Source organism: Cytobacillus sp. NJ13, from assembly GCA_030348385.1.
Lineage (GTDB): Bacteria > Bacillota > Bacilli > Bacillales > Cytobacillaceae > Cytobacillus.
In genome coordinates, this window is the sequence record JAUCFP010000006.1 from 2,021,915 (window position 1) to 2,043,950 (window position 22,036).

General features: G+C 41.3%; 23 protein-coding genes. 11 read left to right on the forward strand and 12 right to left on the reverse strand.

The window, feature by feature from the left end; genetic code table 11:
- Positions 1-400 precede the first annotated feature (400 nt).
- The gene (locus QUF73_09795) at positions 401-4,696 is read left to right on the forward strand and encodes a S8 family serine peptidase (GenBank protein MDM5226509.1); all 4,296 of its coding nucleotides are present in this window, start codon (positions 401-403) and stop codon (positions 4,694-4,696) included.
- Positions 4,697-4,747: 51 nt separating this feature from the next.
- Here QUF73_09795 and abc-f read toward each other — a convergent pair whose 3' ends face one another.
- The 6 genes from abc-f to QUF73_09825 form a co-directional block, all read right to left on the reverse strand.
- Positions 4,748-6,529, reverse strand: a complete 1,782-nt coding sequence (abc-f, locus tag QUF73_09800) for an ABC-F type ribosomal protection protein (GenBank protein MDM5226510.1) — start codon at positions 6,527-6,529, stop codon at positions 4,748-4,750.
- Between the two features lie 338 nt (positions 6,530-6,867).
- Positions 6,868-7,068: a hypothetical protein gene (locus QUF73_09805; GenBank protein MDM5226511.1), complete on the reverse strand. Its 201-nt coding sequence runs from the start codon at positions 7,066-7,068 to the stop codon at positions 6,868-6,870.
- A gap of 234 nt (positions 7,069-7,302) precedes the next feature.
- Entirely contained in the window at positions 7,303-7,422 is a 120-nt protein-coding gene (locus QUF73_09810; protein MDM5226512.1) for a YjcZ family sporulation protein, read from the reverse strand.
- Positions 7,423-7,467: 45 nt separating this feature from the next.
- Complete coding sequence (locus QUF73_09815) at positions 7,468-7,572, reverse strand: YjcZ family sporulation protein (protein ID MDM5226513.1); 105 nt, start codon at positions 7,570-7,572, stop codon at positions 7,468-7,470.
- A 175-nt stretch (positions 7,573-7,747) separates the two neighbouring features.
- Positions 7,748-9,304 carry a flotillin family protein gene (locus tag QUF73_09820; protein ID MDM5226514.1) on the reverse strand — a complete coding sequence of 519 codons (1,557 nt, stop codon included), beginning with the start codon at positions 9,302-9,304 and terminating at the stop codon, positions 7,748-7,750.
- Between the two features lie 15 nt (positions 9,305-9,319).
- Complete coding sequence (locus tag QUF73_09825) at positions 9,320-9,841, reverse strand: NfeD family protein (protein ID MDM5226515.1); 522 nt, start codon at positions 9,839-9,841, stop codon at positions 9,320-9,322.
- A gap of 297 nt (positions 9,842-10,138) precedes the next feature.
- Between QUF73_09825 and QUF73_09830 the strand changes: the two genes are divergently transcribed.
- Together QUF73_09830 and QUF73_09835 are read left to right on the forward strand one after the other, a co-directional pair.
- Positions 10,139-10,441, forward strand: coding sequence for a hypothetical protein (locus QUF73_09830; GenBank protein ID MDM5226516.1), 303 nt, complete (start codon positions 10,139-10,141; stop codon positions 10,439-10,441).
- 124 nt (positions 10,442-10,565) lie between these two features.
- Positions 10,566-11,372, forward strand: a complete 807-nt coding sequence (locus tag QUF73_09835) for a glycerophosphodiester phosphodiesterase family protein (protein ID MDM5226517.1) — start codon at positions 10,566-10,568, stop codon at positions 11,370-11,372.
- 39 nt (positions 11,373-11,411) lie between these two features.
- On the opposite strand, the gene QUF73_09840 is transcribed toward QUF73_09835, so the two are convergent.
- Entirely contained in the window at positions 11,412-12,875 is a 1,464-nt protein-coding gene (locus tag QUF73_09840) for a UDP-N-acetylmuramoyl-L-alanyl-D-glutamate--2,6-diaminopimelate ligase (protein ID MDM5226518.1), read from the reverse strand.
- A 224-nt stretch (positions 12,876-13,099) separates the two neighbouring features.
- Entirely contained in the window at positions 13,100-13,840 is a 741-nt protein-coding gene (locus tag QUF73_09845; protein MDM5226519.1) for a protein-glutamine gamma-glutamyltransferase, read from the reverse strand.
- 238 nt (positions 13,841-14,078) lie between these two features.
- Between QUF73_09845 and QUF73_09850 the strand changes: the two genes are divergently transcribed.
- The 4 genes from QUF73_09850 (at position 14,079) to QUF73_09865 (ending at position 16,562) form a co-directional block, all read left to right on the forward strand.
- Positions 14,079-15,515, forward strand: a complete 1,437-nt coding sequence (locus QUF73_09850) for a carbon starvation CstA family protein (GenBank protein MDM5226520.1) — start codon at positions 14,079-14,081, stop codon at positions 15,513-15,515.
- A 205-nt stretch (positions 15,516-15,720) separates the two neighbouring features.
- The gene (locus QUF73_09855) at positions 15,721-15,843 is read left to right on the forward strand and encodes a 3-methyladenine DNA glycosylase (protein ID MDM5226521.1); all 123 of its coding nucleotides are present in this window, start codon (positions 15,721-15,723) and stop codon (positions 15,841-15,843) included.
- 14 nt (positions 15,844-15,857) lie between these two features.
- Positions 15,858-16,124 (forward strand): hypothetical protein, encoded by a 267-nt coding sequence (locus tag QUF73_09860; GenBank protein ID MDM5226522.1) that lies wholly within the window; start codon positions 15,858-15,860, stop codon positions 16,122-16,124.
- 15 nt (positions 16,125-16,139) lie between these two features.
- Positions 16,140-16,562 (forward strand): pyridoxamine 5'-phosphate oxidase family protein, encoded by a 423-nt coding sequence (locus QUF73_09865; protein MDM5226523.1) that lies wholly within the window; start codon positions 16,140-16,142, stop codon positions 16,560-16,562.
- Between the two features lie 89 nt (positions 16,563-16,651).
- Here the strand turns inward: QUF73_09865 and QUF73_09870 are convergent, their stop codons facing one another.
- Positions 16,652-17,215 (reverse strand): HAD hydrolase-like protein, encoded by a 564-nt coding sequence (locus QUF73_09870; protein ID MDM5226524.1) that lies wholly within the window; start codon positions 17,213-17,215, stop codon positions 16,652-16,654.
- Positions 17,216-17,411: 196 nt separating this feature from the next.
- Here QUF73_09870 and QUF73_09875 point away from each other — a divergent pair, with 196 nt between their 5' ends.
- On the forward strand, positions 17,412-17,648 hold the full coding sequence (locus QUF73_09875; protein ID MDM5226525.1) for a helix-turn-helix transcriptional regulator: 237 nt from the start codon (positions 17,412-17,414) through the stop codon (positions 17,646-17,648).
- A 154-nt stretch (positions 17,649-17,802) separates the two neighbouring features.
- Complete coding sequence (locus QUF73_09880) at positions 17,803-18,135, forward strand: hypothetical protein (protein MDM5226526.1); 333 nt, start codon at positions 17,803-17,805, stop codon at positions 18,133-18,135.
- Between the two features lie 142 nt (positions 18,136-18,277).
- On the opposite strand, the gene QUF73_09885 is transcribed toward QUF73_09880, so the two are convergent.
- Genes QUF73_09885 through QUF73_09895 form a run of 3 tightly spaced genes read right to left on the reverse strand, consistent with a single transcriptional unit; the run spans position 18,278 to position 21,293 of the window.
- Positions 18,278-19,006, reverse strand: coding sequence for an exonuclease domain-containing protein (locus QUF73_09885; GenBank protein MDM5226527.1), 729 nt, complete (start codon positions 19,004-19,006; stop codon positions 18,278-18,280).
- Entirely contained in the window at positions 19,006-19,989 is a 984-nt protein-coding gene (locus QUF73_09890; GenBank protein MDM5226528.1) for a DUF294 nucleotidyltransferase-like domain-containing protein, read from the reverse strand. Before QUF73_09890 ends, QUF73_09885 begins: the two co-directional genes overlap by 1 nt.
- Before the next feature lie 35 nt (positions 19,990-20,024).
- Positions 20,025-21,293, reverse strand: a complete 1,269-nt coding sequence (locus tag QUF73_09895) for an ammonium transporter (protein ID MDM5226529.1) — start codon at positions 21,291-21,293, stop codon at positions 20,025-20,027.
- A 278-nt stretch (positions 21,294-21,571) separates the two neighbouring features.
- Here QUF73_09895 and QUF73_09900 point away from each other — a divergent pair, with 278 nt between their 5' ends.
- Complete coding sequence (locus QUF73_09900) at positions 21,572-21,766, forward strand: alpha/beta-type small acid-soluble spore protein (GenBank protein ID MDM5226530.1); 195 nt, start codon at positions 21,572-21,574, stop codon at positions 21,764-21,766.
- Positions 21,767-21,865: 99 nt separating this feature from the next.
- Positions 21,866-21,991: a hypothetical protein gene (locus QUF73_09905; GenBank protein MDM5226531.1), complete on the forward strand. Its 126-nt coding sequence runs from the start codon at positions 21,866-21,868 to the stop codon at positions 21,989-21,991.
- Positions 21,992-22,036 lie beyond the last annotated feature (45 nt).

The window sequence follows — 22,036 nt, forward strand, 5'->3', positions numbered from 1 at the left end:
CTTTTTAATCATTTTATCATTCTGGGAAAATACTGCCTCCCTCCTTTTTCTTATTTTTTCCAAAAATTATTACTATTCCAATCTTTCTGTGTAAAAATGATTCTTTTCATCTAGATATAACCAGGTTAAGTTGATTCTTTAAGACTGTAACCTTATGAATGCTCTAAAACCTTCTAGCTATTTTATTCATTCCACAGCAACAAACTTCATTTTTCGACAATCTCCAACTCATTCTTCAGCTAAAGTTCTTGTTAACGGAAGGGTTTTCCATTTTTGGAAAATACCCTTAGGAGGTGATTGAGTTCATTCTGCCAGAAACCACTTTTTAAGGAATTAAACAAAACAAGGAGGGAATTTTTTGAAAAGAAAAAGAAAATCATTGAATCGCATTCTTTATGTGATGCTGACAGCTTTTCTGATTTTGCCGCTGATGTTCCCAGGCATGGGATCAGCCGAAAGTAAGAGCTCTCCGCATACCTCAGTTAAGAAAGCTGCACCTCAGACAGCAAAAAGCAAAATAAACAGCTCATTGCTGAAACAATTTGATCAAGAAGATAAAGTAACATTCCTGATAAAGTTTAAAGAACAAGCTGATACTTCAGCAGCAGCCAAGAAAGCTGAAAAAGCGGCTGCATCCCAAAAACTGACAGCCTCTAAATCCAAGTACATGAAACGCTCTGCAGTCCTATCCTCACTAAGATCTACAGCTATTGAAACTCAAGGCCATGTCACAGATTTCCTTCAAAAGCAGGAAAAAGACGGCAAGGCAAAAGATGTTCAATCCTTCTACATCGTCAATGCCATTGCAGTAACAGCTACAAAGGACGTTATGGAACAAATCGCGGTGTTCCCTGAAGTAGACAAAATCCTTCCAAACGAAACAAGACAGCTTCATAAGCCAGTAAAGGAAGCCGAAAAAGCTCTCAAAACACAAGCAGAAACCAGTTCAATTGAGTGGAATATTGACCGTGTCGGCGCTCCTGCTGTATGGGAAATGGGAATCGACGGATCGGGTACTGTCGTTGCATCCATTGATACAGGTGTTCAGTGGAACCACCCGGCGTTAAAAGAAAAATACCGGGGCTTTACCCCTGCACAACCCGATTCTCCAACACATGAATTCAGCTGGTTTGATGCCACTGCAGGCCAGACAGCACCATATGATGATCAGGGACATGGGACCCACGTAACTGGAACAATGGTTGGTTCCGAGCCAAATGGAGCCAATCAGATCGGGGTTGCACCTGGTGCGAAGTGGATTGCGGTAAAAGCCTTTACTGCAAACGGCGGAACTGACGTAGACCTACTTGAAGCCGGTGAATGGATCTTAGCTCCAAAGGATGCTGAAGGAAACCCTCATCCTGAGAAAGCCCCGGATGTTGTCAACAATTCATGGGGCGGCGGACCTGGGCTGGATGAGTGGTATCGTCCAATGGTGCAGGCATGGCGGGCAGCTGAAATTTTCCCAGAGTTCTCTGCCGGAAACACAACAATATTTAATCCAGGCGGACCTGGTTCTGTTGCTACACCAGCTAACTACCCAGAATCATTCGCAACTGGTGCGACAGATATTAATAATGGTTTAGGCAGCTTCTCATTGCTGGGACCATCACCATACGATGAAATTAAGCCTGATGTTTCAGCACCTGGGGTCAACATTCGCTCATCCGTTCCTGGAAGCGGATATGAAGGGGGCTGGAACGGAACTTCCATGGCTGGGCCTCATGTTTCTGCGGTTGCTGCGCTGCTCCGCCAGGTTGACTCTAGTCTGACTGTTGAAGAGATGGAGGAAATTTTACTGACTACCTCTACTCCTTTGACAAATGGTACTTATCCTGAGACACCAAATAATGGTTTTGGATATGGGCTAGTCAATGCCTTCGATGCGGTTTCTTCCGTACTGACCGGCCTTGGAAAAATTAAAGGCCAAGTAGCAAAAGAAGGAGAAGACTCTGAAGCTCCAGAAGCCAATCATGATGGACCTCAGGAAACCTATGCAGGAATGGATCTGGCACTGGAATTGACTGCATCCGATAATGTAAGTGTCACAAGAGTTGATCTTGAATACTTAAAAGCAGACGGCAGCTGGGCAGCCATTGAGGCTGAAAGGATTGCCGGGAACTACAAAGATGGTACTTACCAGGCGATTATTCCTGGTGAAGACATCGCAGAACCTTCTGTTACTTACAAATGGAAAGTAAATGATTTTGGCGGAAACTTAACTGAAACTGATTCATATGAAGTAGCGGTCAGACCTGGAATCAGCATTGGCTATTCTCAGGATTTTGAATCACAGCCAGCCGGCTGGACTTCATATGGACCGGAAAACAGCTGGGAGTGGGGTGTCCCAACAACAGGTCCTGGCAGTGCTGCTTCGGGAGAGAAAGTATATGCTACAAATCTGGACGGCACCTATGCCAATAGAGCAAACATGAATCTGCAGATGCCTCCTATTGACCTGCCGGAAGGCAATGCCTACCTTCAGTTCAAGCAATGGCACGAGCTTGAAAACCGTTATGATTACGGCCATGTATTTGTTTCAACTGATATGGAAAACTGGGAACAGGTTCTTCGCGTTAACGGCAATACAACAGACTGGGTTAATGCGGAAGTAGATTTAAGTGCTTATGCAGGACAGAGAATTTATGTAGCATTCAATGTGACTACCGATGGATCTGTTCAGAAGCAAGGCTGGTATATCGATGATGTCCAATTATCTGATACTCCAGTTGAACCAGCAGGTAAAGCTCAGCTTGGCATCAGCAAAGATAAACCATCTGCAGAACTAAAGAAAGAAAAGGTAAATCCGGATAGCATTGTACCTAAAAAGGGGGCTCCTGTAAAAGATGATGATAAACAGCAGCAGCCTGCGCCTGTGCTGCTTCCGCTTACTGCCGAAGTAAGTGTACTGGAATCAGGCAGGTCCGTATTTACTAATCCACAAAATGGTTCGTTTGAAATGACACATGCTTCAGGCGAGTTTACGGTAATGGCAGAAGCTTACGGTTACCATTCTCAAACACAAAGCGTAAATATCCCGCAGGATGGAGAAGCAACTGCAAATTTCGTCCTTGAGGAAATACCAAAAGGGACAGTCACAGGTGTTGTGACAAATGAAGCTACTGGAGAGCCTGTTGCAAATACTACGCTTCTTTTAATAGAAGATGCAGCAGTACAACCAGTAACAACAAATGAAAACGGTGAATATACAATCACAGCCTATGAAGGCACATACACTTTAAAAGCTATGGCACCTTCCTACTACAGCAAGGAGCAGAGCATCACGATCGAAGGCGGCTCTTCTTTAGAGCAAAATATTGAGCTAAAGCCATTTATCGGATACCCGGGTGAAATCGGATATGATGATGGTACAGCAGAAAATGCACGTGCATTCTACGATGCCGGCAATGGCTGGGCAGTTAAGATGTCCCTTGCATCCGGCCATGACAGCGCAATGGTTACTGGCGGTTTATTCCGCTTCTGGGATACCAGCTGGCCGACTCCGGGCGGAACAGACTTCAAAGTGGAAGTATACGATGCAAGCGGACCAGATGGAGCACCTGGCAAAAAGCTGGCAGGTCCATTTGAAGCAACAGCCTTAAGAAACGGTGAATGGACACATGTAGATCTTAGTGACGAAGGAATTGTTACAAATGGTGACTTCTATCTGGTATACATCCAATCAGCACCGAATCCTAATGCTCCTGGTCTTGGTACAGATGAGGATGGAGAAAATGCAGGACGCAGCTGGCAGCTTGTAGGGGGAGCATGGTCTCCTTCTCCTGAGGATGAAGGAAACTATATGATCCGTGCCACAGTGAACTATGAAGTAACTGCACCAGTCATCACTTCTCCAGCTGAGGGAACCTTCACAAACCAAGGGAAGATAACAGTTGAAGGTACTTCAGCCCCTACAACTACTGTAAAAATATTTAATAATGGTGAGGAAGCCGCATCTGCAGAAACAGGTGAAGAAGGTACATTCTCAAGTGAAGTTTCACTTTCTGAAGGGGAAAATACTCTTACTGCGAAGGCATCTACTGAGTCAGGATCTACTGATGCCTCTGAACCTGTAAAAGTAATATATGACAAAACAAAGCCGGAATTGGAAATAACAAGTCCTGCAGATAAATCCAAAACAAACAAAGAAACAGTCACTGTTAAGGGAACCGTTTCAGACGATAACCTTGATTGGGTTAAAGTAAACGGCCAGGCGGCAAAGATTACAGATGGTGAATACTCTCTTCGCATCCTGCTGGATGAAGGTGAAAACACCATTACGGTAACAGCACAGGATAAAGCAAAGAACATCGAAGAAAAAACAATCACGGTCAATGCAAAATACACCGCTCCAGCCATAGAACATCTTCTTCCTGCAGAAGACAAGGAACTTAAAAAAGGCGAATCGGTAAAAATCGAATTTGATAGCGAGCCAGGGTTAAAAGCGACGTTTGCCATCAGAATGCCTTTAACAAATGCTGGTGGACAGCTAAATAACGCTACTGAGCTTCCAATGATGGAAACTTCCCCAGGCCATTATGTCGGCTACTATACTGCCACTTCAAATGTGAAGGCACCAGGTGCCGAAATAGAAGTGAAAGCAGCGGATGACTACGGCAATGAAACTCGCAAGACAGCTGAAGGCAAACTGTGGATTAATGAGAAAAAGAAGAATAATAGCACTAAAAAGAAGTAATAATCAGATGAAAAGGCAGGCCCATTTTTATTAGGGCCCGCCTTTTTGCACTTATTGATTTAATAATTTTCTTTTTTTAGTTATTAAGCCATTAAACTCTTTATCCAATTCCGCATATTTGCCGTCACCCGGAACAAGCAGACTGAGTTCTCCCAGTATCGCACTGATGCGGTTATCAATAACCATAATTTGCTCTTTCGTGGAGCCATGATCTTTTTCCTGCTTGGAAGTCCTGGATTTCATCTGATATTCCTTCAGGTCCATTTCGAATCTGGTAATTTTATTTTCTTCAAATACAAGTACTCTTGAGCTTAACTTCTCCAAAAAGTATAAATCATGAGAAATAATGATGAGCGTCCCTGAAAATTCCTTCAGCGTTTTTTCAAATTGTTCCCTGCTCGGCAAATCCAAATGATTCGTCGGTTCATCAAGTATTAGCACGTCATATTCCTTTAAAAGCATGTCTGTAAGCTTGACCCTAATTCGCTCCCCCATGCTAAGCTGTTCAATCGGCTGATTTAGCTTCGCCTCCTTCATCCCCAAATTCGCTAACAGGGTCCTTGCCTTGAAAATCAGCTCCCGATCGTTGAGATCAAGTGCTTCAACGGCATTTTTTGTTAAGGGCAAATCATTAACATCCTGGTTTAAATAGGCAATCTTTAAAGTGCTGCTGACCCAAAGTTCTCCATCAGAAGGTGGTGCTTCGTCCAAAAGCATACGGATAAAAGTGGTCTTGCCTGCCCCGTTAGCTCCTAGGATTCCTATTTTTTCACCATGCTTTATATAAAATTGGCTATTCTTAAAAAGAATCCGATCGCCAAAGCTTTTTGAGAGGTTTTTAGCTTCGATGATTCTCTTCCCTCTTTTGCCTGACGAATCAAATTGAAAATGTACTTTCGCCTCTTCTTCCGGCTTCTCAACTTTATTTTTATCCAGCTCCTGCTGAAGCCTTCTCATTTTTGACTTAATCTGCTGATCCATCTTTTTGGCTTTCACTCTGTGATATTCTTTGAAGCCCATCTGCCTATTCTCAGAAGGACTTCCGCCTTTAGTTGATTCCCTGTGAGCTTTTTCAGACCATTTTTTTAAATTCGACATCTGGTTTTCGATTCGTTCGATCTCTTTTTGCTGAACATTAAATTGATGAAGCTGATCATCAAATTTTTTCTGTTTTTGCTCCCGGTAAGCTGTGTAATTCCCCTGATAAATGGTGAGGATGCCTTCCTGCAGTTCAAAAATTTTCCGGACAGCCTGATCAAGGAAATGACGGTCATGGGAAATGATCAGGACCGGGCCGCTGAATTTGCTGATTTCGCTAATTAGCCATTCGATGCCCTGTAAGTCCAAATGATTAGTAGGTTCATCCAAAATCAGCATATCCGGATTTGATGACCAGACCTTAGCTAAAGAAAGCTTCAGTCTTTCGCCGCCGCTCAAAGAATCAAGTCTATCCGGCTTCCATTCATGGAGTTTTGAAAGGCCTAGTTTGCTTGCCCGCTGAAGAATCTCTTCATCGGGAGATTGGTTAAAATTATGAAATTCACTGACAGAATAATCTGCTGATTGATGCAGATAGCCAATTCTGCATGGCTCCTTCATCCGCTCGATAGTGCCTTTATCAGCTAGAATACTGCCGAACAAAATATTGGCCAATGTAGTTTTACCTGTGCCATTTAGGCCAACAAGGCCGATGCGGTCCTGCTGATAAATATCGAAGTCCAAATTAGAAAACACCGCTTTATCACCGAATGACTTTTGAAGATCCCTGGCCATGAGAATCGGCAGGCTATTATTGTTCTGATTGTTGATTATACGTCTTTTATTTGCACACATAAAAAAAACCTCCCCATGCCCGGAGAGGATTGTGCACCCATCATTAGAAATGGTGCAAATACATAAAAAACGCGCGCCTAAATAAAATTTGATCCGCTTATAGACAAATTTTATAAATGTCAGTTCCGATAATGGATGATTGAAAAAGGGCACACTAATCCTATGTTCTCCGGGTTAAACTTTTTAAATATAAAAAGATACCAGAAAAAATAAGATTATAACTTCATGCCCCTAAATCATCCTTTCCAACTATTTGATTGTAGTATATAAGCTTCTGGCTTTTATTGTCAATAGGCTAATGTTCGGCAGCTTGAATGCAGGCATCTGCCTGCTTTTCATTAATCAATTCGGATATGCTTGTTGGTAAGCTCCTTAAGCATATTTAATATCGTAGCTCTTTCCTCCAAATTAAAACCGCTTACCCATTCTGAAACAAGCTTGTACTCGCCTTTATGCATTTCCCGCTGAAGTCCGCCCTCCAATATGGAGTAAATTTCCCTCATCGTATTCTCCCGATCCTGTGTTTTAAGTTCATCCATTTTGCAAACCTCCCAATTTCGTTTATGCTGCTTCTTTTCCCCATTTGGCTTATTAGGAAACACGAGTTTGCAGGCGGATTTTTAGGCGCGAATATATGCGCGGTGTATCCTTTTGCACGGAGACAGAATCTTTACGCGCGGATATTCTTCTGTTCTGCGCGGAATGGACACTCACATCAAATGTATGTATGCAAACAAAAGAAAAGCAGGCTGCCCTGCTTTTCTTTTAATCTATTACCACCTAAAGCAAGAAGCACCTACGATGATCAACAGGATGAATAGAACAACGATTAGCGCAAAACCACCGCATCCGCCTCCACCGTATCCACAGCCGCCATATCCGTAGCCGTACATTATAGAATCCCCTCCCTTACTAATAAACTCTGTCTGCATGTTTTATTAGCAGCATCCACCGAAGCCCCAAGAAGCACCGATAATAATCAGTAAAATAAACAATACAACTAAAAGGGCGAAACCGCCGCCGTGTCCGAAACCGTCTGACATAGTTAAATACCTCCTTTGTTTGATTCAATATATCCTATTCAATTCACCCAATTTGTGCGATAGACGAATACACAGTTTTCATCGCAAAAAAGAAGCCTTCCTTGTGAAGGCTTCTGATTTTTGTTGATATAACAGGATTCCAGGCTATATTCCTAGAGAAAAATAGGCAAATTCATTATTTTTTATGAGCGTGAGCGGATTGGATTCCTTTAGAGGATTGGACGGGTTCTTTTTCTTTAATTTCCTCGGTAAGCTGTTCCAGAGTTTGCCGGACGTTTCCTTTGCCTGAAAAATTTTGGAGAAGCTCCTTCACGTCTATGCCGGAGGAAGCTTTCAGGCTTTCCTGCATCGTGGACATCAGGTTGGTGGCATACCCGGTTACTTTATTGGCCCCCCCATTATTGCTGTCACTTCCTGTATCAACCACTGTAATCTTATCAATATTCGATAATGGGCTTGCAAGCTGTTTCGCATATTCTGGAAGCATATTAATGACCATATCCATCATGGCCGCCTGGCCATACTGTTCAAACGCCTCGGCAATTTTCCTCTTTGCCTCCGCTTCCGCCAGACCTTTAAGGCGGATGATTTCGGCTTCAGATTCACCTTGAGCGCGCTGTGAATCAGCCTTCGCCATCCCATCTGCCCTTACTCTTTCTGCTTCTGCACGTGCCTGTGATTCAATCCGATATTGGTTAGCATCCGCTTCAGCAATTTGCTTTTTCTTTTCAGCCTCTGCTGCCTGCTCAACAGCGTACCTGTCTGCATCAGCTTTCTTTTTCACTTCAGAATCATATTGTCGTTCTCTTCTTAAGATTTCTTTTTCTTCAAGCTCAATTTGCTTTTGGCGTTCAATGATCCTGATCTGCATTTCATGCTCCGTAACTTCTTGCTTTGCTCTGGCTGTCTCGAGGTCATATGCCTGGTCCGCCCGGGCTTTGGCAATATCCTGTTCCCTTCTGTAGTCAGCCATTTTCATTTGATTTTCTTTCTCAGCTTCTGCTATTTCTGTCGCTCTTTCAAGTTCTGCCTTTTGGGCATCCTTAGCTGCTTCCGCCCGTTTAATCCTGGTTTCCTTTTCAGCTTCAGCTGTGGCAATATCCGCATCCCGCTTAACCTGGGCAATTCTTGGCCTTCCCAGTGAATCCAGATAGCCATTTTTGTCCCGGACATCTTTGATTGTGAAAGAAACGATGATCAAGCCCATTTTAGCCAAATCCTGTGAAGCAACCCTTTGAACCTCCTGGGAAAATTTATCCCTATTTTTGTATATTTCTTCGACCGTCATAGAACCCAGAATTGACCGTAAATGCCCCTCAAGTACTTCTTTCGCTTCATTTTCACGATCTTCCTTTGATTTACCCAGGAATTGTTCTGCAGCAGTAGCAATTTCTCCAATACTCCCGCCGATTTTTATGATTGCAGTACCGTCTGCCATGACAGGAACTCCCTGTTCTGTATACACTTCCGGAGTGGTAACCTCCAGTTTGCTTGAAAGGAGACTCAATGGCTCTGCCTGCTGAAAGACCGGCAGTACAAATGTTCCTCCGCCTCTGATTATTTTTATCTTATTTCCTGATTCGTCCACATGGACATTTTTGCTTCCCAAATAACTTCCTGTTACGATTAAGGCTTCATCCGGCCCAGCAGTCCGATATTTTGTAACGAACACTCCAAGAAGCGCAATCAGCAAAAATACTGCAATTCCAATTACAACCCAAATCATTAGCATTTTATGTCCCCCATTCTATAATTCTTTATAATCGATCACTTTAATAACTCCATTTTCGACTTCAACGATCAGCACATTGCTGCCTTCTGCTATGAACGTATTTTCATAGCTTAGAGCTGGCTTTGAAATCCTCCCGCTTATATTTTCAATCAAAACCTCACCGAAACCATTCTCCGGAATAGGAATTAATACAGTACCTACTCTTCCCCTTAAGGAGTCATCTGTGTAAACGAGAGATTCTTCAGCAGATGATAATGGTATAAGAACAAAGATATTCAGCAGTATATCCAGCAGTGCTGCAATTCCAGCTCCTATCAAGAGAATAACCACGCTATTAAGAGAGGTTGTCATTTCAAAGATATAGCCTGCAGCGGAAAGAAAAGTGATAAATGCAAGAATCAGTACAGGATTTAGAAAGCTGCCCTCCCCAATTCCGTCAGCAATATCTCCAAAAAACACATACAAAATAATTAAGATGCCCGAAAAAATAAGTGTGCAAAGATAAATTGTCTGAATAGGAAAACCAAATAGTTCCATAACATGCACCCTATCCATTTTTTATTGTCCAGCTGTTGTATCCCATGCCTCCTTTCCTTTTTCTCTTAACGGATTAATTTATATACGGACAAAAACCTATAATTGTTTCATTTTTCACAGATTTTTTCCAAATTAATACTTCTATCTGTTCTGCTTGTCTAACTTTCAGCCCATTTTTGTCATTTTCATCACTATTTCTGCATACCTTATTTTGGGATTAAAAATTTTCAATAGGGATTAAATGCCGAGAATTGGTGGAATAGACGAATATATCTAGTTAGCGGAGGGATAGGAAATATGACAAGATCTGAATTGCACATGGAGAAGCCAAAGAGCAAATTTATGCTGATGTCAATTGTCCTATTGGGCTGTTTTGCTGCTGTCTTTACAGCATTATATTTTTATTCACAAAGCCTCATTACTATAGAAGCCCCTAAAAAAGAACTTGGTCAGAAAATTATTATCCAGCTTCCTTCCGGAAAGAGTGTATTTACATACGAGAACCTGGTTGTTAAAGAAGAAGGGAAGCTTTTTTATAAGGGAGAAAGAAATACTCTGGATTTGACTGGCGGTACTATTGTTTATGAAGAATGGGAATAAACAGAGATTATATAACTCTGCTCCTCATCTTTGGGGCAGAGTTATATTTTATTTTGAAGAAATCCTATACAGTTGACAAAATGTTTTCAAATCCTTTAATATGAGCAAAAAATGGCGAGGAGAAATGACTTTGAAGGTAATAAAAAATGTTTTTTTTACAGCTTTAGCTACAGTTATTTCATTTTTCGGCATAAAAAAAATGACAAGCAACACTCACAAAATGAAAAGAATCGGACATCGGGGAGCTGCCGGATACTGTCCTGAAAATACATTCCCATCCTATGACCGTGCGATCGAAATGGGAGCAGATTATCTGGAAATTGATGTCCAATTAAGCAAGGATGGAAAGATTGTCGTGATTCACGATTCACTTGTCGACCGCACAACTGACCATAGAGGCAAGGTGTCCGATTTTACCTTTGATGAGCTTAGAAAGATGGATGCCGGCAGCTGGTTTTCTCAAAAATTCCGCGGTGCCTGCATTCCTTCTTTTGAAGAGGTTTTAGACAAATATGCAGATCGTGTCGGGCTTTTAATTGAATTAAAAAAACCGTCTCTATACCCTGGCATTGAAAAAATGATCGCAGCGGAACTAAAGAAAAGAAATTTTCACACAAAAGGGGACGACCATATTATTGTGCAGTCATTCGAAACCGAATCAATGAAAAGATTCCATGAACTGCTGCCGGAAATCCCTGTCGCCATTTTAATTAACTATCCGCCTGACAATATTGAGATTAAAAACATTGCCGAATATGCCAGTTACCTGAACCCTAAATGGACTGTGGTTAACAAACGCGTAATCGATCTGATTCATTCAAATGGCATGAAAGCAATAGCCTGGACTGTGCGTTCCAGGAAAGAAGCAGAAAAATTGAAGCATTATCCATTGGATGGGATTGTTGCCGATTATTTAGATCTTATTAAATAACAAAAAGGATGCAGACCAATAATGGTCTGCACCTTTGTTTTATAACACCGCCTGTTTTCTTCCAGATTCCAGCAGCAGCTTCAGGGTTTCCAAATCACTTTCAGCCGGAAGAGCAAATGGCTTTTGATAAGCTTCAGGCCCCTTCCCGGTAATAAAAATCCAGTCATTTTCCCTGGCTTCCCGCCATGCTTTCTGGATAGCCAAAGTACGGTCGGGAATCACTTCACCCTTTCCACATCCAAATTCTTTATTCAGCCAATGCAATTGGCTTATCATCTCACCCTCAGATTCTTCGTTTAAATCATCAGCCGTCAAATAAAATTTATGGCAGTATTTTGCTGATGCCTTAATCATGTCCATACGTTTAGATTGATCTCTTCCGCCTCGAAATCCATAGATTTGAAAGATTCTTTCAGCTCCCTGTTCTCTCGCTGCTTCCAGACAATATTCAAACGCATCCACTGTATGGGCATAATCCACAACGAATTTAGCTCCTGCAGGATGGAGAATAGTCTCAAAACGGCCCGGTATGCCAGGGAATGCAGCCAGGGCCTTAATTATATCTGCAGGGTCTATCCCCAGATCAACGGCTGTCATAAAAGCCATTGCTGCATTATAGACATTATGGTGTCCCGGAAGAGGAAATTCAATTTCAAATGACTGACCTTTCATCTCTAAAATAAATACTGTTCTCCCATTAATAGCAACGTCTTTTATAGAACAGCACTTTTCATCACCAAGCATAATCAAAGGAAGATTTTCTTTTTGCAGATCCTCTGCCATTTTTTCTCCCCATGAATTATAGAGATTTACGACTCCTTTACCGCCGTCTTTTAATAAGGTGAAGATTTTCTTTTTATCATAAAAATACTGATCCATATTTTCATGATAATCAAGATGGTCATGAGCCAAATTAGTAAATAGCCCGTAGTCTAATTCCAGACCTTCTGTTCTGGATTGTTCCAGCGCATGAGAAGAAATCTCCATAACGACAAACTCATCAAGGCTTTTACTCAGCATTTTTTGGATCTGTAAAGCATCTGGTGTAGTGTTGCTTGTCTTATATTCCTTGTTATTAATAATGTTGGATACAGTTCCCAGGAGGGAGCATGTCCTGCCTGCAGTCTCCAAAATATGCTTTAATATATAGGCAGTGGTCGTTTTCCCATTAGTTCCTGTTATGCCAATTATTTTATGATTCCTTGATGGACGATTATAAAAACAGCTTGCCAGTTTCCCCAAACTGGTTCTGCTATCCGTTACTTTTATATAGGGCACATTCAATTCATGGGATTCTTCACCCACCACGGCAGCCGCCCCATTTTCAACAGCTTGTCCTATAAAATGATGTCCATCTGCCTGAAAGCCTTTAATCGCAACAAAAAGGCTTCCTTTCCCCACTTTGCGTGAATCCATTTCAACCCCTGTAATTTCAGGATCGTTTGTAAATACATCCATCTCCCCGCTATCCTTTAGGCAATTAATAACCTGGGATAATTTCATATTTCTGTCTCCTTTAATGTTTAAACATCAAGTAATTTGGTGTATATGTCTATATCCATTATCTTTTGTTTTCCCACATTTTCAGGAAATATGCCCTCTAAAGGACACAAATAACGGGGGATCGGGAAAATCGTCTTAATATACTAGAATTGAGGATAAATTTGGGTGAATGGCTTCTGAAAAATAAGCGATTCACCCTATTGAAATGCCAGCTTACTTGCGTATTAGGCTATAGACAATGGCCGCTTTGCAAACTGGGATAAATACTTCACATTCAACCGGCTGTGCTGTGAAATAAGATAAGCATCCCTTGTAGCACCTGGTTTTCTTAACGTATTAAGGGCTCTTATCATCCCTGCTTCGCTTTCCATGCCAATCCCATGCCCAAAGAACATACCCCCGCCCAAATAAACGGAATTCTCACCTGTCCAAACTGGATGATCATAATCTGGATTATAAAAATACACCACATCACCAGGTATGAAATTCCTGCCTCGTTTTGTAACAATCGATAGATCATAATCATAATTCCAGTCCCATACAAGAAGCCCCTGAAATAGTGTATTGAAGCGGCTGACAGAGATGGAGTCCAAGACAGCTTTATAAAAAATCAGCACAATGGCTGTTGTACATTCAAAAGCATATTCCCAGCTGTTCGTAAACACATCCATAATCGCATCTGACGGTAAAACGGATGGATCGAGCAGGTACCCATATTTTGTCCCTCTCCATATGCGAGGATTAAAACGTGATGTGTTAAAGGGTGCAAATTCAACTCGGCTCGCATAAAGCTGCCTGGCTGCTTTGATGATATTCTCCCTTAGAAGGATATCAAACAGCAGTTCATGCATTGTATCATATTGATGCTTCTCCGGACTGCTCTCCAGGGCCTGATAAATTTCACGCTGAACACCAAAAAAGCTGGAAGCCCCCGGCTTATTTTGATTATTCGAAAGGATAATCATTGTCTTCCCCCCTTCAAATGAACTTATAGTAGCTTATGGTTTGTTTTGCAGGAGGGTTCCTTCATTATTTTTCTTCTCTTTTTTACTCTCTAAAAAATGTAAGCGCTATTTATTATTGGAAAATATCTTTTTTTCTGAAATAGTCTTGCTTTTTCTTCCATTTTACTTGTACAATATTCCACATATTCTTAAGTTTCAGACTTTGCTAATAATTCATTCACAACAGGAGGCTTGTTACATGGTGACTTTTTTAGGATCGATTGTTTTGCTGGTGGCAGGATACGTCACTTATTCGAAAATAGTAGAGAAAATCTTTGGAATAAATGACACCATTCCTACACCGGCTTACACAGAAAATGACGGAATGGACTATGTTCCAATGAGCTGGTGGAAAGGCAGCCTGATCCAATTATTGAATATTGCAGGACTGGGTCCGATTTTCGGAGCTATCATGGGGGCTTTATATGGACCAGTTGCTTTTATCTGGATAGTGGCCGGTTCCATTTTTGCCGGTGCCGTTCATGATTATTTTTCAGGGATGCTCTCTCTAAGGCATAAAGGCGAGCAATTTCCCTCCATTGTTGGCAGATATTTAGGAAAACCGGCCAAAACGGCCATTAATATTTTTTCTATTCTCTTAATGGTACTGGTTGCCGCTGCATTTACCGCTGGCCCGGCACAGCTGATTTCCAGCATTACACCATTAAGTTTTATGGCTTCATTGTTCATTATTTTTACTTACTTCATCCTGGCAGCTGTGTTGCCTGTAAACCGGATTATCGGAAAAATTTATCCTTTTCTTGGAGCTATTTTAATTTTTATGGCTGTATCCATTGCAGTCGCATTGCTTTTCAGCGAAAAATCCATACCGAATGTAACGCTTTCTAACTTTCATCCCGGAGACCTTCCTATCTGGCCTTTACTGATGGTCACCATTTCCTGCGGTGCCATTTCTGGTTTTCATTCAACACAAAGTCCGATTGTCTCACGCACATTAAAAAAGGAAAGCGATGGGAGAAAGGTTTTCTATGGAGCAATGATTGGAGAAGGGATAATCGCTTTAATCTGGGCTGCAGCGGGCATGACCTTTTTCGGCGGAACAGGAGGTCTTCAGGAAGCATTAGCAGCTGGAGGCCCAGCTGGAGTCGTTAATGAAATTTCGAGCAGCCTCCTTGGTACATTCGGAGGGATACTTGCTATTTTAGGAGTTATTATTCTCCCGATTACAACCGGTGATACAGCTCTTCGCTCTTCAAGAATGATGCTGGCTGAATCACTGTCATCTTTTATGAAAATGAATGGCAGATGGAAGGTTGTCATCACCACTTTGCCAGTGGCTCTTCCAACTTTATACCTTGCTACAATCGACTACTCTTTCTTATGGAGATATGTTGGGTGGACAAATCAGGTTACGGCTGCAGTCATGCTTTGGACCGCCACGATGTATCTCTTGAAAAATAAGAAATTTCACTGGATTTGCGGAGTGCCTGCATTGTTTATGACAGGAGTAGTATCTGCGTATATTTTTTATGCACCTGAAGGCTTTCGCATGGATTATCAATTATCCATGATCATCGGTTCAGTCATTACGCTTGCTATTGCAGTGTGGTATGTTTACCAGATAATAAAACATAGACAACTAGACAAAAATAGTACCAGCTTAACAGCGGCTTAACTGTAAAAATGCACCTCGCTCACAAAGTGAAGGTGCATTTTTTTATTGGCTGATACCCTTCCTGGCCACTGTCCCCTATTTTTAGATTTAGTTGTAGTCTGTCTTTCTATTCGGTTAGCACTGCGCTCTGGATATCTGTCCGGTTACGTTTTACTCTTCATGAAGCGGGTAATGAACACTATCAGTTAAAGGAGGTTTTTTTACGATGTCAGATAAATACAAATCAGACAAAAATAATTCTATAGAACAAGAAAAAAAGAAAGAAAACAACAAAGATATCGAGCCCCAAAGAGAGCCGGAAAAACCTCAGGAAGAGAAGCGGAATTAAGGAGGATGACTAAAATGGCTGACAAAAACATTCAAAATGGAAAGATGGATAACCCCGAGCAATATAAAACCGAAAAAGAAAGTTTATTTGACAAGTATGAAAGTGAGAAGAATGTAGATCCTATTCCAGTGGAAGACTTAAAACAAGAAAAAGAAGAAGAAAAAAACGGCTCAAAAATAAAGAGCAGTTCTTCTACAGAGGAAAAGTACAAAGCTGACTTTGAAACGATAAAAAAGAAAAAGCTGTTTGGCGATAAATATGACGATGGAACAAGGACATAAGAAAGGCAGGATACTATGAGTCAAAATAACCTAAAGGAAAAAATCATCAATGTACTGGAAAACAGCAAAATAGGCACCCTTTCTACCATAAAAAACAACAAACCCTATTCCCGCTATATGACATTCTTTAACAATAATCTTACTTTGTTTACACCCACCAGCATTCAGACAGATAAAGCAGATGAAATTAAAGCCAACCCAAACGTTCATGTTTTAATAGGATATGAAGGTGAAGGGTTTGGTGATTCCTATGTGGAAATTGAAGGAACAGCTTCTATTAATGAATCGAATGAGTTAAAAGAAAAATTATGGAATGAGAATATGAAACCATGGTTTGATGGTCCGGATGATCCCAATTTTATTGTTCTTGAAATTAAGCCGGATAAAATAACGCTGATGAACACAAAGGAAAATTCACCAAAAACACTTGATTTATAAACCAAGACGCCTGGCAGCGAATAAAGTGTCAGGCGTCTTTTATTCTATGCTCTCCTAATCTTAGCCAGCAGCGTATTTTCTTGAAGGATTTATTTAATTATCTTTTTAAAATCCTTATAGTGACTCAAATAGTAATCTGCTCCTGGTGTATTATTCTGAAAGAGGCAGGTCCTTATGCCAAGTTCCTTTGCCGGCAAAATGTCTATTTCCCTGTCTCCTATTGCTAAATCAACCTTATGCTTCCCATGCAGAAATTCATAAGAAGCAGTGTGAGGCTTGCGGGGATAGCCGTCATCTCCTGCTACCATATCAGTAAAGTATCCATCCAATTTATGGAAGTTTAATATAGATAGAACATCATCTCTTTCCTTGTGAGTCATGATAACATTCTTATCGGCCTGCTTTAATACATGCTCAACCTCAGGAAAAGGCGTTAAATCTTTAGGCCGCAGCTGTCTCGCCATCATCCTGATTGCTTTAATTTGTTCGTCATTCAAGCCGAAATGTTCAAATGCATCGCTGAAAGACACCTTTAGCTGCCAAAAGATCTCTTCGTCTGAAATCTTTTCATCTCCCATTACTTCCCTGACAATCGCTGTATAGGCTGGGTATGTATTAAACAAAGTGCCGTCAAAATCCCAAAGTATATTCAACAGGCAATACTCCCTTCTAATTCCTTTTTATCCCCTTATTTTAAGTAATCATACCTGCAGCCAATCTATTAAACTGCTTTTCCATTGTAATTAAATTACTTTGACAAACCTATAGCACAATGCTAATTTAATAGCTATAAGACTAAAAAATCTTGCCCTGATAAAAATAGGGTGAATTTTTAAAGGATGAATACGAATGAACAAAGAAATTATTAAGCTAATCAGAAAAAGCTATAACATGACACAGCGTGATTTCGCAAGAGTTGTCAGCTGCAGCTTCTCTCTAATAGCTCTGGTTGAGGTAGGCAAGAGAAGAGTAACAGCTGATCTTGAAAACAAGATTAAAATTGCTTTTGACCTAGATGACCAGCAGATGCAATCACTCACTTCCCTTGTTTCAGAAATCAGCAAAGGTGTTCCCCCCTTCATGTAAAGACAAATGCGGCTGTTTAAAGACCTTCCCTTCAGATGATACCGATCACAAATTAGCAGCCGGCAGTTAAAATAGGCATTTGCCGTGTCTCTCCGCCCACTTATGCATACCTTATAAGGAGTTATAGGATTTTTGCATAAAAGGAGAGTGCCCAATGTATCCATATGGCTATTATCAAGGTTATCTTCCTCAGCCAGCAGCCCACTTCACCCCTGAATATGATTATCAGCAGTACGAACAATATGATAATGACAGACAGCCTCAGCAGCTCGAAAGAAGGGTTACTGCTTTGGAAAGGCAAAATCAGGAGCAATCCAGAGAGATTACCCGGCTTAACAGGCAGCTGGTAAATTTGACTGACCAGGTTAAAATGCTGAACCAGACCGTTGACCGCCATACACGAAGGCTTAATCGGCTGAACCAAAGGCTAAGAGCAGTTGAGAATAGACTTAACATCCCTTTTACTCCATTTGACGGGGAATTCTAAGGGAGAACACCGTGCTTGGTGCTGCGAGCCTTAGGAATAACAAATTTGCCCCAATCTCATAGTGATTGGGGCTTTAACTTATATTTTGATTTATACGCAAACTTAGTAATTTCTGTCTGGACAGTGTTTGGCCTTTTTCTTTTCAGCTAAACCTGGCTAGGCGCTCGTAGACCTCTTTTAAGTTGGAGCATCCTAATTTATGAACTTCCTCGATCAAGCGGCACCATAAGAGAGCTGTCAGTTTTGCATCCCCCAGGGCGTGATGGCGGTTATAAACGGGGATGCTATAAAATTCACAAAGGTCTTCTAATCTCCAGAATGATTTATTAGGATCAGCTATCCTGTAAAGGAAGGAGGTATCTAATATTCTATACTTGAATGGCGTGCGGAAAAGCTTCCAGCAGCTGTGCTGCATAAAGCTTTTCTCGTGGTTCGCATGATGGGCCACAAGCGGCATATCCTTCACAAATTCAAGGAAGCTAATTAATACCTCCGAGAGGGGAGGAGCTTTTTCTAAATCAGCTTCAGATAAACCTGTCAGCTCCTTAATTTCGCCTGAAAGAGGCTTTTCAAACCGGACAAGTGAATAAAAACTGTCTTCACTGACTTTCCCTTTAATAATTTTAACCGCACCAATCGATATAATTTGATCCCCTTTATCAGGATAAAATCCAGTTGTTTCAATATCAAAGACAGCCACATTCAAATTTCTGAATGGAATAGCCATTGAATCGGTAGTCTCCAGTTCCCTCTGCATTTGCCTTATAAAAGCCATATGCTGCGGATTTTGACCATTCATCCCACCGAACATATTAGTTTGAAGTTTTCCTTGAATACCTCTGACAAATTGGACAAAAGGATGGAATCCCATTAACCTGCACCCTTTTCAATGGTCCTAATCACAAACTGATGAAGCTTTTTGCCATCCTTTAAAATATTCTTCAATTCATTTCTTTCAGATTTTGATAAGGATTTCAGCTGAATGTAGTGAGTATCATCATAGGTATCTGTATGCCTGTATGACTGAAGTCTCCATTTTAACAAAACAGCAAAATTACTTTTATATTTACCCATTTCCTCCTCATAGCCATTCATTTCTTTGAGCTTACTCATTCGGGCAATAGTGGATGTCTCCAATACCCCTTCTTTGACAGCAAGAATTCTAACCGCATTTACATAAGGTATAAATGCGGCATATTTTAGATCCAGTTCTCCTTGATGACTCCCCTTTTCCTCTGTCAGAATCTGGCCAAATGGACCAATTGATTTTTTTATATGCATGCTGGTCTCCATCATCCTAGCCAGCAAATGGGGGCTTTTTTGAATGTTCATGTGGATTAAGGACTTCAATTCGGCTATATAATCATCCTGGCCTGCAAGCACTCTGCTGTCATAAAAAATGTGGAGATTTCTTATCGTCTGCAGACTCTCCTCCTGCATCCATGTTTGGATCTGCCTTTTCCATTTAGAAAGCGACTTGCACCACAGCGGATTTGAACACATTACATTCCCTTCGCAATATGGATATCCCACTGCATGCAGACCTTTTGAAATTTCCTCCCCCAGCTGCAAAAAATACGCTTCTGCTTCAGCCGCTCCCGGTTCAAACACCAATCCATGGTCCTGGTCACTCAGAAAGCCCTGTTCCTTTCTCCCGCCGCTTCCCATTGTAAACCAGGCAAACTTCCATGAAGGTGACCTTACTATTTTCAATCGCTCCAAAGCTATGCTAATAACAGCTTTCATGGTAAGGTCGTGAAATTCATTCAAATCAGTGGCATCATAACGATATTTTATTATCTGTTCCTCTTTCCACTTTTTCAGGGATTGATAAGAATTAAATGATAATTCCATCCAGGCACTTCCTTTAAGGAAAGCTCGAATCTTTCCTACGAGCTTAAACTTTTGTTTTCATCAGCCATGAAGACTTCCGGATATCCGTAGCTTCCATGTTCACTTAAATCTAATCCCATAATTTCTTCTTCTTCTGTTACCCGTAGTCCTCCCAATACTTTCTTGGCTGCTGCCAAAATAATGAAGGATACAGCAAAGGCATAAAGACCGGAGACAGCTACACCGATGAACTGGACACCCAGCTGTTCAAAACCTCCCCCATAAAACAATCCAGGCTTTCCGACTGCTGCCAATTCAGGTGTTGCAAAGAAACCGGTGGATAATGTTCCCCAAACCCCAGCTGCACCGTGAACAGATAGTGCAAAGATGGGATCATCGATTTTTCTCTTTTCAAAGAAACGCACACTGTAGAATACAAGGATTCCTGCTACAAACCCTATGACAACAGCCGCCCATGTATCCACAAATGCACAGGAAGCTGTAATAGCGACCAGGCCTGCCAGAGCACCATTAAGCATTGTCGGCACATCCGATTTCCCAATAACCACCCAGGAAATAATCAGTGCTGATACCGCACCTGCTCCGGCAGCAAGATTGGTGTTAAGAGCTACAAACCCAAAGAACCCATCTTCCACAGTCAATGTACTCCCAGCGTTAAAACCAAACCAGCCAACCCACAGGATCAGCACACCCAAGGCTGTATATACTTGGTTATGGCCATAAATATTGTTAGCCGAACCGTCTTTGTTGAATTTTCCAATCCGGGGCTTAAGCAGTATAGTAGCGGCCAAGGCTGCCATAGCTCCTGTTAAGTGAACAACTGTTGAACCAGCAAAGTCCTGCTTGCCGTGTTCTGCTAGCCAGCCTCCTCCCCAAATCCAATGTGCAACGACAGGATAAACAATTGCGGAAAATAATACGGTGAATATGAGGTAAACGGATAGTTTTGCACGTTCAGCAAATCCGCCTAGTGCAATCGTGATGGCAATACCGGCAAATGCCAGCTGAAATACGAAGAATACCGAAGAAGATAAGCCCATTCCCTCAAGTTCAGCACCTGAGTAAAAGAAATTTGTAAGCCCAACGAGGATATTTGCATTACCGCCAAATATAAAACCAAAGCCCACTGCCCAAAACACTAATGATGATAAACCAAAGGTAAAGATCGTTTTTCCTGCAATATGCCCAGCATTTTTCATCCTGGTAGAACCGGCTTCCAGCATAATAAAACCGCCAAGCATAAAAATGACTAAAATTGCTCCGAGCATAACCCACAGACTGTTCATTAAAAAAGTAGCATCCAATTGTAATTCCTCCCTGTTATTGTTTTTGATGTAAGAATTAATATAAATTTAATGTTATATTTTCTAACATCATTTAATTTAATCCTTATTTTACTCCATTTTCTATAGAAGTCAATCTGTTTTTAGAAAATTTATAATTTTTATGTTACATAATCTAACATGAACTTTATGATGGATTAAAATGATTGGCAATTTTATAGTTGCATCTGTTTTTCATTAATCGGTTAAGTTAACAACGAGCATTAATTTGCTCAAATAATCGTCGGGAGTGATGTATCATGGCAAGAAACAAACTTTTGGTACCCGGTGCAGGAAATGTATTGGATCAAATGAAACAGGAAATCGCCAATGAGTTTGGAGTTCAGCTTGGTGCTGATACGACCGCACGAGCAAACGGTTCTGTCGGCGGGGAGATGACAAAGCGCCTTGTCGCAATGGCGGAACAGCAGCTTAAAAACCAGCAAAATCAGTAGAGGATGTTTTTTCGCTGGACTTAGCCGGCCCTGTCCATGGGCCGGTTATTAAAAAAATGGTTTCACTCAACAGCAGACTTACCGAACGGAGGCATACCCATGACCAACAAAAATGACAACCGCGAAAGAAAAAACAAATATCCTAATAACAAAAAACAGGATGCGGAGTTCTCAAGAGAGGCAAATATCAGAAGCGAAATGACAAAAAAAGATCTGAAAAAATAAACTGGCAAACACAAAAAAGGCACGTCACTTGACTGCCTTTTTTTG